This window comes from Pseudahrensia aquimaris (genome assembly GCF_042676045.1).
Taxonomy (GTDB): domain Bacteria; phylum Pseudomonadota; class Alphaproteobacteria; order Rhizobiales; family Rhizobiaceae; genus Pseudahrensia; species Pseudahrensia aquimaris.
In genome coordinates this window covers 20,011-37,165 of record NZ_JBHTJV010000011.1, presented here as the reverse complement: position 1 = coordinate 37,165, position 17,155 = coordinate 20,011, and the positions used below count along the sequence as shown (strand labels likewise).

Below are 17,155 nucleotides of genomic sequence, written 5' to 3'. Positions count from 1 at the left end.
CCCATAAGGCATTCTTAAAACTTCAACGAGTGCAGACAGCCTGAGACGAAGTCTACCGATCAGGTGAGTTCAACACTCAGTAGGAAAATACTATGAAACAGCAGATCGATCCTTCCCGCTTCCAAAACCTTTCAATCGAAGCGCAAGAAGGCGGCGTTTGGGTTGTCACACTTAATCGTCCAACCAAGCGGAATGCACTGGATATTGCCACCATTGAGGAACTCGTAGATTTCTTCTCGATCGCTCCGAGGGCAGATGTTCGCGCTGTCGTGCTGTCTGGAGCAGGGGATCATTTCTGCGCCGGTTTGGATCTCATTGAGCATCATCACGAAGACCGCAGTCCGGCGGACTTCATGCATGTGTGTCTTCGTTGGCATGAGGCCTTTAACAAAATGGAATATGGTGGCGTACCTATCATTGCTGCGCTCCAGGGCGCTGTTGTTGGCGGTGGACTAGAACTCGCCAGTTCGGCTCATATTAGGGTGATGGATCGATCAGCCTATTTTGGTTTGCCCGAAGGACAGCGCGGGTTGTTTACCGGCGGTGGCGCAACCATCCGCGTTTCTGATCTCGTCGGTAAATCCCGGATGATTGATATGATGCTCACCGGCAGGACATATAAAGGGCAAGCCGCAGTTGATCTCGGTTTGGCCCAATACATTGTCGACGGATCAAGCTTTGAAAAGGCTTTGGAATTGGCGCATCGGGCGGCTCAGAACCTGCCTCTATCTAATTTTGCCATCTGTTCGGCGGTGAGCCACATGCAAAATATGTCAGCCATGGATGCTGCTTATGCCGAGGCGGTTGTTGCCGGCGTTGTGAACACCCAACCTGATGCGCGTGAGCGGCTAGCCGCCTTTGCAGATAAGAGCGCAGCTCGCATCCGTCCTGAGGACTAGTTTTGAAAATCTAACAAGAACACGTTTTTGAAAATGCCCGTATGACGCTGCGTGTGATCGTCTATCAAAGCAAAATACGAAGCGCTTGGGGTGATCTAGCGTTCAGTCCGCATTGTAGCCGCACAGATCAGAGCTGAATTGAATCCATCCAGCTAAACCAGACTGCCACTTTCCTGGGCTTCTCAATCCAATCCGTCGTGACACATGACGAAAAAGCCCCCGGAACCAAAGTTTCGGGGGCTTTCGATATCATTGCTTGCGCTGTTTATTCTGCAGGTATGCCACTCGGCATAGCATCTGCCCCAGCGGTCACTGATTGAACCCCGACTTTTTCGCGTCGTCCGTCGTTGTAAATCGCCTTTATGAGCGAGACGCACATAAGCACCATCACAATAGAAAACGGTAGTGCACCGATCACCATCGCTGTTTGTATCGCACCTGTGCCTCCGGAAATGAGCAACCCTCCAACAACAAGCGCGAGCGCTGCACCCCAGAACAGGATGTGTGGACGGGCCTTTGGGCCTTCATCGCCAGCTGCGTTGATTGTGTTCACGATCAAGACTGCTGAGTCAGCAGACGTCACGAGGAACGTCATCAGCAACACAACGATAAGAAGCGCCATTGCCCAAGCCAGCCACTGTGCAATTGGAGCAAGCATGAACTCGGTCATTGCGAAGATCTTGTCGCCGTTTGCAGCGTCAAGGATAACGCCACCGGCGCCACCGCTTAGTTCCAGATCAACAGCTGTGCCACCGGCCCATGCAAACCACACAAAGCACATCAAGGACGGCACGATCATCGCGCCAAGCACGAATTCACGGATCGTACGTCCCTTTGAAATGCGCGCGAGGAAGAGGCCAACAAAGGGCGCAAATGCAATCCACCAAGCCCAGTAGAACACAGGCCACCAGCCCTGCCACTGCGCCAGTTTGAAGGCTTCACTGCCTTCCACACCGTCGGAGACGAAAACGTTAAAGCTCAACCCTGGCAAGGCCACCAGATAATCAAAGATGCCTACAAAGAACGCTGTAGCCCCAAAAAAAGTCGCTCCAAAGATGATAAAAAAGCCTAACAGCACTATTGAAAGCACCATGTTGATGTTGGAAAGCCACTTGATGCCTTTGCCAACACCGGACAACGCGGAGAGCGTTGAAGCGCCCATAATTACCAAGAGCGCAACGATAATGCCCAAGGTAGTCGCGGAGCCATCTTCCAGGGCCAGCCCACCGATGCCAATGCGTGTAAGGCCAGCAACGAATTGCTCCACACCAAAACCAAGTGTTTGAGCCACGCCCAAAATTGTTGCCACAACAGCAACAATGTCGATGAAGTGCCCAAGGTTGCCTGACAAGGCTTTACCGAAAAGAGGGGTCAAGGACGAACGGATTGTCAGCGGCAGACCGCGGCGATAGCTAAAGAATGCAAGTGACAAACCTGCAACCGCGTAACATGCCCAAGCGCCCAAACCCCAGTGCAGGAATGACCAAACATAAGCCTCTCGCACGTTATCCGCGTTAAGAGCCGTTGTGGCGCCTTGGATAACTGAAGGGTTGTTTTTGAAGTGGGCAATGGGTTCGGCAACGGCCCAAGTGAGCATGCCAACGCCGATTCCGGCACCGAACATCATAGAAAACCAAGAGAAATTCGAAAATTCCGGTTCTTCACTGTCCCGCCCAAGTTTCAATTTGCCACCTGTCGGCCACAAGGCCAGACCCAGACAGACAATAATAAAAAATGCGACTACCCAAATATACCAAGCGGCAAAGTTTGCTAGAATTGTCGTATTCCATGCACCGAGCACTTTGCCCGCCCACTCAGGCCAGACGATGGCCCAGACGACTAGAACACTAATGATGATTTTTGAGATAACGGTGACGCTCACACTAAAGCCGCCGTAAAATCCTGTGTCGGCGGTTTTAATGGGCAATTCGGAAAGTGGTGGTTTCATTTTATATTCCTCCCGCTTCGAAGATTAACCAAACAAATGCAATTGGCAAATTTGATCGGATTTCAGGTGGTCATCCATTGTGAGAAAATCGTCAATGTCGCCGAGAGGTATGGGATATTAAAACCTGGAAAATTGAAAGACGTACCGAGTGGCATTTCAAAATCTGGATAGTCACTGTGAGCTGATACCTTGTTGGAATATTCGCTACGTAAGTTTCACTGCAGCAATCCAGAGACTCCGCTCCCAGAAAGAGTGCCGAGGGAATTTGGATTCCTCGAAATTTGGCAATGTGAAATTGGTTTCTAGCAATTCGGACTGCATATGCTGAAAGTCGACTTTGAAATGAAATTGACGCGCCAATGCTGTTGAGCTGGTTAGATAAACCCAAGGGCCATTGGAGCTCGCGGCCCATTGCGGTCGTTGGTGACGCGCTTCGATTTTTCAATCGACTTCACCACAGCAGCCATTCAGCTGGTACCTGACTTCATGATGCTGGATGACCAGGACGCAGACAAAGCAAAATATCCTAATTGCGCGACCGGACTAAATATCCGCTGCCGTCACTTCAAAAAATTACCCCGCAGCGCTCTAAACATTTGCGCCTGCGGGGATTTTGTTCACAGCCAAATTTCTGGCGTGTATGGTTCGGCGCGTGCATACACACTGCCGATTACATTTTGCAATTGTAAGATGCGTTTCGGGCGTCGCTTCTGATATCTGCCTTTCGGGGTAACCTACTGGGGCTTCAATCTGACAACACATGGAATTTTAGCGCTGTCGAAGCTAGCGTCCGCGGCCGCCCTTTCGGGTTAGGCCCATACGCTTTTCAGGCGGTATCATCGTGCCTCCTTATCCATCGACAATCTTCGTCTACCTTGCCCAAAACTGCGAAGATAGAACGCACGAATGGGGCTTAGGCAGAGTTTTTACGTAAGCGTAAGCTTCTGTTATCACTTCGAAAAAACTGTGTCGATATTGAAAGCGTGCGCCGAATCATAAAAACTGTCAAGCGGCGGGCTTATGTATTTTTCAGCCTGCTAGAGTGTCGAAAGCTGACGGTAACCATCAAGTTGAAGGATCAATCATCTCACGGAATTCAAATTCACGGTAATTCTAACCCGACAGCCAATTGATTTTTGCGTGGGACTCTATCCCGAAGAAGAACCACTGTAATCCGTCGTCATAAAGCTGGAATTGATGGCACCTCACCGTTCACGGCGCTGTTCAGGATGGAGAGTTTTGCCCAGAATATGCTGGCTGGTTCCAATGACATCACTGCTGGACCCGACGATTAATGGGCCCGGTGCACCGACCACTTCTGCGTCCTTGCCCGTATAAGGAAGGGACCACAAAAAGTGTCTCATGCAATTTAGGCGAGCCCGCTTTTTGTCATTGGATTTAACAATTGTCCAAGGAGCATCAGCCGTGTCCGTGTAGAAGAGCATGGCTTCTTTTGCTTCTGTGTAGTCATCCCATTTGTCTAAGGATTGCCTATCGATGGGAGACAGTTTCCACTGTTTCAACAGTTCAAGTTCACGGGACCGGAAACGCAGTTTCTGCTCTTCTTGAGTGACCGAAAACCAGTATTTGAAAAGCAAGACTCCGGAACGTACCATCATGCGCTCCAACTCCGGCGCCTCTCGCATGAACTCCAGATATTCGTTTGGCGTACAGAAATTCATAACCCGTTCGACGCCGCCACGATTGTACCAAGATCGGTCAAACAGAACCATCTCACCGCCGTCGGGCAAATGGGCGATGTAGCGCTGGAAATACCATTGGCTTTTTTCACGATCAGTGGGTTTGTCCAGCGCAACCACTTGGGCACCTCTAGGATTGAGGTGCTCCATGAAACGCTTGATCGCTCCACCTTTCCCTGCGGCATCGCGACCTTCGAAGATCAAAACTAGCTTTTGACCACTGGCCTTAATCCAGTCCTGAGCCTTTAAAAGCTCAACCTGAAGTTCAGCCTTTTCGGTTTCATAATCAGCGGTTTTGATTTTCTCAGCATAAGGATATTCGCCGTTTTTAAAAAGTCCGACGAATCTCGTCTTGGCCGCGCGCCCGAGTCATTTGGTCATGCACGACGCTGTCTATCGCTTGATCAACAGCCGCGTTCGGCACCACCGTTTCTGCAAGCTTTTTCGTTGCCATTGCACTTCGCTCCCTAGTTTTTGATCCACAAATGCTAGCCGACAGTGACCGCAAACTCCTCGATATGAATCAACATCCCGCATGGATTGATCGCGACGTGATGCCCACCACAAGCAGCAACCGATGATCTGTATCAAATGGTTCAAATCACACATTGCTTGCGGCTCGATGCTGCCGGTGAGCCGTTGGATTTGACTGTGATGAGTGGTTCTCGCCGCGGCTTAAGCCTGCCGGTCGCGTCGCGATCCGATTCTCAATCAATTTTCCGCAAAGCAGCCGTTCGGTTGGGTCCGAGACGTCATGGTGCTGTTCTACCATAGGGCGGACAAAGTCACTATTGTTCAGAAAGGCCGTTCCACCTTGGAAATTGCTGACCCTCTCAAATCTATATCTGAGGTTCGGTGTGCTGCCACCATCAATCATCGATGCAATCGAACGCCAAGTATTCCTCGGTCATGTCACTTGAAAGCCTAAAATCCGGGTAAGCCCTAAAATACGTACCACTCAAATCGAAAGCTAAGCTGTTGAAATATTGATATTCATAGGAGCGCGTTCACCTTTGGAAAACTTCTTCCACGTAGCTTGGGAACGGGTTTTGTTGAACGATGGGGCAGTTCACATGGATTACGGAAGCGAGAGCGATATCCTTGCTCAGAAAGAGCGTCTTGATCCGCTCTTTGGCAACACAGCAACGATTGCGTATGGCGGTTTGGGCACAATTGCTGCGCTCTTGCTATGCTACGCCGCCGATGCGGACCCGGTTTTTCTGGTCCTCGCTTTGGTTTCGGCGCTGCTATCCGGACTTCGGGTACTTTTGGCTCTTGGCTACCGCCAAGGCTTGCCAACGAAAGCCGTCAACAATCAGCTTTCACCGAGCCGACTGAGATACTGGAATGCAGCCTGCATTTCTGGCGGCGTGATGTCGGCACTGGTCCTTGGCGTTTGGTGTTTTTATGTCCAATCGCATCATACGGCTCCCTTCATTGTATTGACCGCATTCACCGCCACGCTCGCAAACATGATCGGGATATGCGGGCGGAATTACCCCTCAGCCCGCTACGTTAATCTGCAGATGCTCGTAATCGGGCTTCCCATGATTACAGGCATTTGGATCTATGGCGGCTTGCTGGAAAAATTTCTCGGCGCGCTTCTCATCGCTAACATGGTGTCCACGGTCGCGATGGCCCGTTCGATGAGGAACACACTCGATACGGCCGTTTTGCGAGGGCAGGAAATTGCCGCATCAGAGGCAAAGCTGAGCACAGCAATGGAGACTGTGCCAAGCGGTCTGGTGATGTTCTCAAACTCCGGTCGTTTGGTTTTCGCGAATTCCGAGGCTTGCGAACTGCTTCAGCTTCGCCAACCGGTGAGCGAAGACAACACATATATTTCCGAGGCCATCGAAATATTGTCTGCAATTTCGAGTGATCCACAGACGCACAAAACAAAGCTAAACGAACTCATCAACCAACGCAGTGAACCTTTCTCATTTGAAGGCCGTGATGGTCGCTCTTTCATGGTCGCCTGCGGCTGTAGTCCGGATGCCAGCCTGGTTTTGCGCATAGATGACGTGAGCGAGCAAAAGTTGGCTCAAGCTCGGATTGAGCGGTTATCGCAATATGACTCCCTTACCGGAATTGCCAACCGGGAACGCTTGTTTGAGCGTGCTCGCGAACTCTATGATCGATTTGAGGGACGTGGGCTCGCTTTTGCTGTGGTTGACGTCAATAGCTTCAAAATACTCAACGACACGCATGGACATTCGGTTGGTGACGCTGCCTTGCAGATTCTTGCAAAACGCCTTGACGGTTGTGTCGATTTAAATGGCGTGTGCGGTCGTCTGGGCGGTGATGAATTCGTGGCAGTTCAACACTTGGACAGTCCAGCTGCCTTTATTGCGTGGTGCAAACAGATCAACGAGTCGACCAACGCAGCTGCGTCGATTCAGGGACTTCAGCTTGATCTGTCAGCATCAATTGGAATCGCTCACCTCGACGTGTCGGAATATAGGCGCGGTGCAGCCAAGACCCTGGTCGATGAAGCGATCTCACAGGCGGATTTTGCGCAATATTGCGCCAAGAGAGACGATAGAAAACAAATCCAAGTATTTGACGAAGAGATGAAACGCCAGATGGAACGCACAGCCGTGCTCCGTGATGGCTTGGTTGCAGCAATTGACCAAGGAACGCTTGAAAGCGCCTTTCAGGTGCTCGTGGACGTTGAGACCGGCTTCCCCAAAAGCGCAGAGGCGTTGGCGCGCTGGACCCATCCTGAGCTTGGCCCTGTCAGCCCGGCTGAGTTTATTCCGTTGGCGGAACAAACGGGAGCCATTCGCGATCTCACCATCTGGCAATTGGAGAATGCGTGTCGTTGTTGTGCCGAATGGCCCGGCGACATCAGCGTATCGGTCAATCTGTCAGCCAAAGATTTTTCCTCCGACACAATCATTGGGTCTATTGAAAAAGCTCTTCAACAGGCTGCATTGGATCCAAGTCGCTTGATCATCGAGATCACTGAAACGGCGATGTTGGAGCTGCGAACTGACGTCCTCGCAGCCATAACTGAAATCAGAAGCCGCGGTGTGCGGGTGGCATTGGATGATTTTGGAACCGGATACTCATCGCTGTCCTACCTTCACAAAATCCCATTCGATATTCTCAAGATTGATCGTTCATTTGTGGAGGCCGTAGAGAGTGACCCAAGACAATTGCAGGTGCTGTCAGGCATCACGCAGCTCGCTCGACTGCTTGAAAAGTCGGTCGTCATTGAGGGCATCGAAACTCAGGAAATGATGGATCTACTAAGCGAAAGAGTCGATTTCGACCTTGCACAGGGCTATTTGTTCGGACGCCCTATGCGCGAACGGGACATTGCCACACTGGTATCTGCATTTGGTGGAACGGGTTCACGAAAGAATGGGTTCAGCGCGGTCGCATAGCACAGTCCGTGGCGCGGCCGAAAAATTAGCATTCTATTTACATGAGTTAAAACTTCCTTAAACTTGCCCTCAGGGGCGAGCGTTCATGTTTGCCCGGACGGGGCGAAATCATGAACTTTGAATTTACCGAACTGCCGGATTGCGAACCTGTGTTCCCAACCACGGCGCATAACGACGACGTAAATCCGCTAGCACCATCGTCACAGCGTGTAAGGGGAAAACCCAATCCGGGCGACTTCATCTCTTCATTTGCTGAGAAGGCAATCGCCCTTCTCGATCAAATTGAATATCGCCCCATCACAAGCAGTGATGATCTCGAAGCGCTGTTTCGCTTCCGATATGACTGCTACTACAGAGACGGTCACGTCCTGCCGCGACCTGACCGCAAGTTGATCGATCATTTCGACTACGACCCTCAAGCACTGCGGTTTGCCATTTGGCTTGATGGTGAAATGGTTTCAGCCATTCGGCTTCAGCGGATGACGCCGGAGCGTCGCATTGGTGTATCCATGCTCACGTTCGCCGACATTCTCAATCCAATGCTGGACGCAGGCTGCAGTTTCATTGATCCAAGCCGACTTATCACAGATCGGCGAGCCGCCCGCGAACATCCACAACTTGCCTACCTCACCGTGCGACTTGCCGCGATGGCTGCACTTCATTTCAATGCGGATTATCTGTTGTCCACGATCCGTCCGCGCCACGGAGCATTTTACAGGCGTCTGAGTTTTTCAAAACCGTTGTCCGATGAGCGAACCTATCCCGGCGTCGAATTTCCGGTGCAACTGTTTGCCTCCGATGTGAAGCGGGATGGAGATCGCGTGCTGACCCGCTTTCCTGCCTTTCATTCGCTACCGCACGAAAGAAGAATGCTGTTCGGCGATTTGGATATGTGGAATTCCCTACCGGTCGGAGATTTTGCCCTTTATCCAAGTGACAATTCTGAAACTTTTCGGAATAACAATCACCGACTTATTTCGTCACATGTGGCGCCCAACCGCTTTTTGACGGTACTTCCAACCGCTAGTCGCGCGACAAAGGACTTGCGCAAAGCAGCATAGTTTGGGTGTCGCAATCTCAAAAAGCGTTGGTGGATTGCATTTCCAAGACACTGCTTGCAGCCTCACAAGCTAGTCTTGGGTTTTCGATGGAGCAAGTTTAGCACAAAGTTTGTGATTTGCTTCAGGTACACATGTCGTGACAACCGCCCTGGCTAACTTCACGAAGCCGACCTCAAGCCTACCCATTTTGCGACGCATACTAGTTGGTACTAGTGCTCAAAGCGGTCGACCAAACTGGTGATGTACTAGCGTTCTAAATGTCAGCAAAATGCAGACGTTTCGGAGTGGAGGGTCGGTCGGAGAACTGTCATGACTACTCCAAATCTACCCGCAATCATCCCAGCACGCAGAGCTTGGAATAAGGGGCGAATCATTGGCCAGAAACGCCCACTTCAGCCTAAGCATGTGTGGGCCATCCGTGTTCGGTTAGAACTCGCCGATCGCAAACGCGACCTCGCACTTTTCAATATGGCGGCGGCCAGCAAACTTCGCGGTTGCGATCTTGTGCAGTTGAAAGTGACGGATGTCTTTGTCGCGGGTCACCTAAAAGAGCGAACGTCGATTGTGCAGTCAAAGACCAAACAACCCGTTCAATTTGAAATTACCAAGGGCACACGAAAGTCGCTCAACGCCTGGCTAGAAGACGCCGCAATGATCGGTTTAGATTATCCATGGCCAAGCCGTTTTCACAGCCCTGACCATATTTCCACCCGACAATATACACGGCTGGTGAAAGAACTGGTTGCCAGCATTGGCCTTGTGCCAAACGGCTTCGGAACGCACTCCTTGCGTAGAACAAAAGTGGCCCAGATCTACAAGAAGACCGGAAATCTTCGAGCAGTGCAATTGCTGCTCGGCCACACCAAAATGGACAGTACAGTCAGATACCTTGGGGTGGATTTAGAAGACGCTCTTTCAATCTCGGAAGGTGTTGAAGTCTAGCATGGTGGGCTGACTGTGATTCAGTCGGCCCATGACTTAGCTTTGGCCAATTCAGAGGCCTTTTAACGCTCGGCGTAACGCCCGACCAACTGCATAGGCACGGTCGTTTTCTTTGGCTATCTGTTTGGCCTCATCAACACCACGCAGGGCAACCTTTAGTACCTTGTCACGGGCCTCTGGATCAGATGTTGCTTTTTGAACAACGTAGCGAGCGAGCTTGTGGAGAAGAACTGACATGCCGGTACATTACCCGATCCGTCCTGGAAGACTAGGAGCGACGGCCCATAGTCGCTGTTTAGCGCAAAATTGATCTAGTCCACTCAAGGTGTAGCCAGACATTGTATTTATCAACGATGTCAAGATCGGATCATCTATAGAATGCTGATCAGCCCAGCGACCGTCTCGCTTCCGCCCACTGATTCGGTATCTCTTGCCACCTTTCAGGCCATCTAGCTCTGACAAGCGGGGATGAATGGGCGGACTCGACAACTACTAGCTGTCTGCCCGCCAAATGAGCTTTCGCCATTGCAGCCTTTTTGCCAACAAAGACAACCGACTGCAATTTAGGCAACAACCTTATGAGTCGATCGATACATTCCAAACCGTTCGATAGTTCCACCGAGGAAATCTTACGAGTGCTGTTCCACCAAGAAACAAAGTTCACAACACCGTCAAGTCACGTGGTAAGCCTGCTTTCAACATGAAACAGTAGATGGCTTCAGCAGTTGGGTCATCATTGTCGCGACTGATGAACCTGACTCACTTCTTTTGCCGGACCCAATGGATGATGTCATAGATCCCGGCTTTTCGAACAAGAATAGGACTCTCGCATCAACACCCCTATCCATTGGGTCAAAATCGGGCACCTCCAAATTGCTAAAATTTCTAAGTTCCTGTGCAAAATTCGTTAGCGCTACGATATGAGACTGGTGAAGCATCGTTCGACGTTGGTCACGTTTTTTGATGTTACTCATTGATCATGCAAGCAAACTGTTCTCCTTTTCACAGCAAAAAAGGCCAAATCAATCTTAACAAAACCGGCCCTTTGAGGTCATTCGGTCTTTGAAATTTGCCTTCCGAAAAGCTGCCATTCGAGTGGATGGATGCAAGGATCGTTTGAGGGACGACCATCGGGTCTTAGTTGCCGTCTAAACAGCAGATCAATAGAACAGGAAATCACTCGCATCGATTGTGACGATGGAGCCACCGTCGCCGTTGAGAGTGATTGTGTTGTCTGTCGTTCCATCATCCAGCGTTAACAACACGGATGATGTGCCATTACCTATAATGATGAAATCCGACACTTCATCAGCCACTGCCGAGAACACACGCAGGTAATCGAGACCGTCCTGATAATCCGTAATCGTATCGTGGTCGAAGCCTGCGAAGACATACTGAAAGTAGTCGCGGTCAGCGCCGCCCGTCAGCGTATCATCGCCCGTAAAGCCTCGCAGTCCATCGCGCGCGCCCATGCCATCGAGCACATCGTCGCCGATGCCGCCGTCGAGATAGTCGACCGTCGCACCACCAGTCAGGTCATCGTCGCCTGCAAAGCCGTAGAACTTGGCCCGCGCTGCACCTGTGACCATCGTGTCGGAAACGGCGGCGTTGTTGGAGCCCCAGAAGACTTCCATCGAGGCAAACAGATCACCAGCGGCATCGCCACCGTGGGTGCCGGAAACGAGATCAATGTCGATCCCCAGAGAGCCCGCGCGCGCGTCGAACGTGTCCTGACCCTGACCGCCGGAGAAGATGTCATTGCCACCAGCATCGAGAATGAATGTGTCATTGCCCGCATTCCCGTCAAAGCGGTTGGCGAGGTCATTGCCGGTGGCGGTGTGATTGCCGGTATCGAGGAAGGTGAGGCGTTCAACATCATCGGGCAAAGTGTAAGAAGTGAGGCCGTCCGCATAGACCCGGTCATAGCCTTCGACGGCCAATTCCAGCACGATATCATTGGCATCATCGATCCAGTACTCGTCATTGCCGAGACCGCCATTGAGGGAATCCGACCCGCCTCCGCCATCGAGGTCATCATTGCCGGCGCCGCCGGTGAGGCTGTTTGCGTCGCCATTCCCGGACAACAGGTCGTCGTGTGCCGATCCGAGCAGGGCCTCGATGCTGATCAGCCGGTCGATGCTGATGTTCGTATCCTGCTCCGTATTGAGCAGCTCGAGCGAGACATTCACACCGACGACGGCATTTGCGTAGGAGGCGGTGTCGAACCCTTCGGCGCTGCCGACCAGCTCGTTCTCGCCTTCGAGCCCTTCCATAACTGCGCCGATGTCTTCGGCGGCAATCAGCATGTCATTGTGGGCACTGCCGATCACGCCTTCAATGCTGACCAGCTGATCGAAGGAAAAGGAATTGACCGCCTGAAAATCGCCCTGCAGATTCAGATCGACTGTAACACCCTCCTTTGCATCGGCGTAGGATGCGATGTCGAAGCCCTCGCCACCATCGATGATGTTTTCATCTGAGCCGCCCTGCAAAACATCGTTTCCGAGTTGACCATAAAGCTTGTCATCGCCTTCGCTCCCCTTGAGAGTGTCGTGGCCACCGATGACCCCGGCGCCGAACGTATTGTTAAAAAAATCACCGTACAGGATGTCGTCACCTTGCCCTCCGTCAATCATGTCGTCGCCTGCAACCAGAAAGTTATCGATGTTCAGGATGCTTTCAGTCACTTCGTAGACGTCGCCAACGATGAGATCGTCCTTTGTGCCGCCTGTGAGCGTGTCAGCCCCCCCGTAAACGGTTGGTGCCGCCGCGCCGCCAGCGCTGCCGCTCATGGTGTGGACATCGCCGATAATCGTGACCTCTTCGCCCCCGCCGATGATCGTGTCGTCACCAGCGTAGACGGTATAGTTATTGCCGACATCATAGATGTCTCCGACGAGCCAGGTTTCACCGCTGACGGTCGAAACATCCTGTATGAAATCATCGGCGGTGATCATTTCACTCGGTGACGTGGTGCCGATGTAACCGTGATCGCCCGTGACAACGGAAAGCCCTGTCGCAGCTCTGTTGAATGTAAGCGTATCAGCGGCCGAACCATTGGATGAACTCATAGAGCTCACGTTGCCCCGTGAGCTGTCACCCGCCAGATGGCCGAGACCTGTAAAAGTGATGATATCGGCTTGAGCGATCGATGCCAGGCTTCCGTCCAGGCCAAATGCCTGAGTGGCGAGAAAGAGCGGACTGGTGAGCGGGACAGTCCCGCTGATCGTGCCGGTGTCAGCCTGAGAAAGCGCGTGTTCCCAGAAAGAGTTAGGGTTTGCGGCGCCACCCGGACCGGTCACAAAATCATCGGCATCCAGGGGATCGGAACCGTAGTCGACCGCCAGATCGTCAGTTCCATCATTGCCCGTGTCATAGATCAGTTGATCAACCGATCCCACTGGCAAGCTGCCGAAACCGCCCGGATAGGTGAAGGCGCCGATCAGCGTGATCTTGTTGCCGTCACTCGTGAGCCACGAATATTCAATCGCGCTTTCGGTGAGCAGCGTGTCGATGGCAACTGACGAATTCAGTCCCGGAAACGTCGGAGGAAGGATGGAAGTTGACAGTGTCGCTATGGTGGCCAAGTCAGTTCCTTTTTTCAGGTTTGGAGGATTGGATGAAAGGCAGCATGTCAGAGTTTACAGCATCTGCCCCTAATAAAACAGGAAATCGGCTGCATCGATGGTGACGTTGGAACCACCTGCGCCGTTGATGGTGATGGTGTTCTCGCCTGTGCCGTCGTTTAGCGTGAGCATCACCGATGATGTGCCGTTGCCGGTGATGGTGAAGTCGGTCACGGTGGTGGCGACGTCGGAGAATACACGCAGGTAGTCGAGGCCGTCCTCGTAGTCGGTAATCGTGTCGTGGTCGAATTCGGCAAAGACGTATTGAAAGTAATCGCGGTCTGCGCCGCCGGTCAAAATATCATCCCCGACGAACCCGCGCAGTCCGTCGCGGGCTCCCATGCCGTTGAGCGTATCATTCCCCAGTCCGCCATCGAGGTAATCGACGGTAGCCCCTCCGGTCAGGTCATCATCGCCTGCAAAGCCGTAGAACTTGGCCCGCGCCGCGCCCGTGACCATTGTGTCGGAAACGGCGGCGTTGTTGGAGCCCCAAAAGACTTCCATCGAGGCAAACAGATCACCAGCGGCATCACCACCGTGGGTGCCGGAAACGAGATCAATGTCGATCCCCATCGAACCCGCGCGCGCGTCGAACGTGTCCTGACCCTGACCGCCTGAGAAGATGTCGTTGCCACCAGCATCGAGAATGAACGTGTCATTGCCCGCATTGCCATCGATGCGATTGCCGAGTTCGTTTCCGGTAGCGGTGTGGTTGCCCGTATCAAGGAAGGTGAGACGTTCGACATTGTCGGCCAATGTCCAGTCCGACAAACCCGAGACATAAACACGGTCGTAACCTTCGTCTAAGAGTTCGACCGTGGTGTCGCCGACATTTTCAACCCAATACTCGTCGCTTCCGGCGCCGCCGCTCATAATGTCCGCATCAGAACCACCATCAATATCGTCGTCACCGTCGCCGCCACTAAGCGAATCTTCCCCACCGTTGCCGTTAATGGTCGCCGCTACGGCTGTGCCTGTGATCGTCTCAGCGTCGTTGTCTCCATTGATCTCGATGTGACCAGACCAATTGGTGAACGTCCAGGACGACAAATCAAGTTCTGTCTCCCCGTCCATGACCATATCAATGCCTCCGGTGAAACCCTCTCTTACAAAGACATCCAGACCAGATGGTGCCGCAGTTTTCCAAGTGGCAGCATCTGTCACGAGATAGGCATCAAAAACGCTTTCAGTCATTTCAAAGATCAATGATTCGATCGAGCGAATATCTTTGTTTTCAAGCGTAATCGGAGCAAAATCTCTCAGGATGATCGTATCGTAATTCGCGCCACCGTCGACAAGCACATAATTGCGGGCGTCATAATTCAGCAGGAAAGTGTCATTGCCCCGTTCACCACGAAGTATGTCGTCCCCTCGGTCACCAAAGATCCTGTCATTGCCATCGCCACCCTCGATGATTGAATTGCCTGTTCTACCGAAAAGCGTGTCGGCGAAGGCCGAACCAATCAGATTCTCGAACAGGACTATCGTGTCACCCTCGGCATGGCCTCCAGAAGCGGTGTTGTCCTGTAAGTTGACGTTTACCGCTGCATCTGACGATGCGTAGGACAGCGTGTCCCCAATATCATCGAAGTCATTGGTGCCGCCATTCAGGTAGTCAGCTCCGGCACCGCCTTCTAGATTATCATTGCCTTCTTCACCCCATAACTGGTCATCTCCAGCACCGCCCAAGAGCATGTCATTGCCCTCACGGCCGCGCAGATCGCTGGCAACGGAAGCGCCTATCAGGGTCTCGTCATCAGCATCTCCCAGCACCAGTATGTCGTCACTATCTCCAACCCACGTCTCAAAAGTAAGGCCAGACAAGTCCACCGATGCGCGCACCCCATCATCGACCCTGACCTGTGCAGGCCCGCCCGTTTGGTTCACGAGATGTAGGGAAGCGATTGCCGGCTCATCTTCCAATTGGGCAGAAGTGAAATCAACGCGCGTCAGCAAATTTGTCGTTGTTGCAAATACGATCTGCTCGACGGAATCGAGGACATATTCGTTCGGTTTGAAAGCAAATCCGCTGCCTGCAAGCAAAATGGAGTCCGTGCCTTCGCCTCCTTCCAATGTGGTGCCCAACCCAGCAGCTCCATCATTGATGAAGAAGTAGTCGTCACCTTCACCGCCGCGCAATATGTCAGCGCCGTCTCCACCACGACTGAGCGTGTCGGAGCCACTTCCCCCTTCAATAACATTCAGGTTGGTATCACCAGTCAGAACATCGTCATGATCTGATCCAACAAGATTTTCGAAACCCGTGAAGGTATCTCCAATAGCGTCGCCTCCCAGTGCCGTGCCTACGCCGAGGTCAATCTCAACGGCCGAGCTTGAAAAGGTGTAGGCCAGCGTGTCGCCAAGTGACCCGTGCGTTCCACCGGTAAGATCATCGCTTCCTGCACCACCCTCAATCCAGTCATCATCTTCCTCGCCATTGATCGTATCGTCGCCAGTCTGACCCCAGATCGTATCGTCACCAAGTCCGCCGTCGATCACGTCATCGCCTTGTACGACGAGCGCACCTGTCGAGTTAAACTGATAATCACCGAAAATCGTGTCATCGCCATTGCCGCCATCAATTGTGTCAGCGCCAGCAATCAAGACATCAGCAGAGGTTCCGTTAGAAAACTCGTACACATCGCCAATAATTGTATCCGCGCGTGCAGATCCAAAAATTAAGTCAGCTCCGCCCGTAACGGTTACTGTGTTGGTGGTCGAATTATTAATTCGCCAAACATCGCCAACCATTGTCGCACCAAAGCTGACGCTATTGATGGTGTCTGACCCGCCTACGAGACTGTTTGACCAGTCGTGTTCCCAGACGTCACCGACCAGATAGGTCTCCCCGGCCTGCTGCGAAAGATCCGTTATTCTATCTGCTGCACCGGTTATTGTGCCAGCAAGAGACGTTGTTTCACCAAGGTCACCGACGATCACCGTCAGACCGGCAGCGGCACGATCGAACGTCAAGTCATCGGCTGCATAGACGAAACTGCTACCTCCTTGCACCTTATCCCCGATGATCAATCCTGTTGCAGTGATGGTGAAGTCATCGGACTCCGAAGCCGCAGAAAGCCCGCTCGTGCCGTCCAGACCAAATCCCTGAAATCCAAAGGTCGAACTATTAATGTCGAAATCGGCTGCGGCGCCGAAACCATTCAGGGTTCCGGAATTCACATTGGTCAGGGCATGGGTCCAAAATCGGCCAGCAAGTTGGGAAGGGTTGCCTCCGACCCCCTCCACGAATTCACCGACATCAATGGCCGACCCACCAAAGGCAAGGTAGTCAATAATCACGTCATCAACGCCGTCACCGCCAGTGTCCCAGTTCATCTCATCAACGGTGCCCTCAGGCGGTTCTGTTACGCCGTTGGGATAGGTGAAATTGCCCGTCAGGCTGACGCGGTGGCCGTCCGGTGTCGTCCAGACGTAAAGCGTGGCGGTGGCTACGAGAACAACATCCCGATCCACAAGCCAATCGTTCACAGAATTTGTAATTGGTAGCAGCGACCCACTATATGTTGTAATCGTTGCCATAACATCCTCTCCTTTATTTAGGCACTCAACCGCTCGAAAACTCTGGA

General features: G+C 52.4%; 8 protein-coding genes and 1 pseudogene. 4 read left to right on the top strand and 5 right to left on the bottom strand.

What is annotated here, in order from left to right:
- Positions 1-92: 92 nt before the first annotated feature.
- Positions 93-899 (top strand): crotonase/enoyl-CoA hydratase family protein, encoded by an 807-nt coding sequence (locus ACFQ14_RS12840; protein ID WP_377213157.1) that lies wholly within the window; start codon positions 93-95, stop codon positions 897-899.
- Positions 900-1,164: 265 nt separating this feature from the next.
- Here the strand turns inward: ACFQ14_RS12840 and ACFQ14_RS12835 are convergent, their stop codons facing one another.
- Together ACFQ14_RS12835 and ppk2 are read right to left on the bottom strand one after the other, a co-directional pair.
- Complete coding sequence (locus ACFQ14_RS12835) at positions 1,165-2,847, bottom strand: BCCT family transporter (protein WP_377213156.1); 1,683 nt, start codon at positions 2,845-2,847, stop codon at positions 1,165-1,167.
- A gap of 1,205 nt (positions 2,848-4,052) precedes the next feature.
- A pseudogene (gene ppk2, locus ACFQ14_RS12830) lies at positions 4,053-4,883 on the bottom strand (polyphosphate kinase 2); the annotation flags it as partial.
- 677 nt (positions 4,884-5,560) lie between these two features.
- Here ppk2 and ACFQ14_RS12825 point away from each other — a divergent pair.
- The 3 genes from ACFQ14_RS12825 (at position 5,561) to ACFQ14_RS12815 (ending at position 9,942) form a co-directional block, all read left to right on the top strand.
- Positions 5,561-7,939, top strand: a complete 2,379-nt coding sequence (locus ACFQ14_RS12825; RefSeq protein ID WP_377213155.1) for a putative bifunctional diguanylate cyclase/phosphodiesterase — start codon at positions 5,561-5,563, stop codon at positions 7,937-7,939.
- Between the two features lie 110 nt (positions 7,940-8,049).
- A complete protein-coding gene (locus tag ACFQ14_RS12820; RefSeq protein WP_377213154.1) occupies positions 8,050-9,000 on the top strand; it encodes an N-acyl amino acid synthase FeeM domain-containing protein in 951 nt (316 codons plus the stop codon).
- Positions 9,001-9,309: 309 nt separating this feature from the next.
- A complete protein-coding gene (locus ACFQ14_RS12815; protein WP_377213153.1) occupies positions 9,310-9,942 on the top strand; it encodes a tyrosine-type recombinase/integrase in 633 nt (210 codons plus the stop codon).
- Between the two features lie 51 nt (positions 9,943-9,993).
- Here ACFQ14_RS12815 and ACFQ14_RS12810 read toward each other — a convergent pair whose 3' ends face one another.
- From ACFQ14_RS12810 to ACFQ14_RS12800, 3 genes are all read right to left on the bottom strand, one after another.
- Positions 9,994-10,179, bottom strand: coding sequence for a hypothetical protein (locus ACFQ14_RS12810; protein ID WP_377213152.1), 186 nt, complete (start codon positions 10,177-10,179; stop codon positions 9,994-9,996).
- Between the two features lie 923 nt (positions 10,180-11,102).
- Complete coding sequence (locus ACFQ14_RS12805; protein WP_377213151.1) at positions 11,103-13,529, bottom strand: calcium-binding protein; 2,427 nt, start codon at positions 13,527-13,529, stop codon at positions 11,103-11,105.
- A 69-nt stretch (positions 13,530-13,598) separates the two neighbouring features.
- A complete protein-coding gene (locus tag ACFQ14_RS12800) occupies positions 13,599-17,108 on the bottom strand; it encodes a hypothetical protein (protein WP_377213150.1) in 3,510 nt (1,169 codons plus the stop codon).
- Positions 17,109-17,155 lie beyond the last annotated feature (47 nt).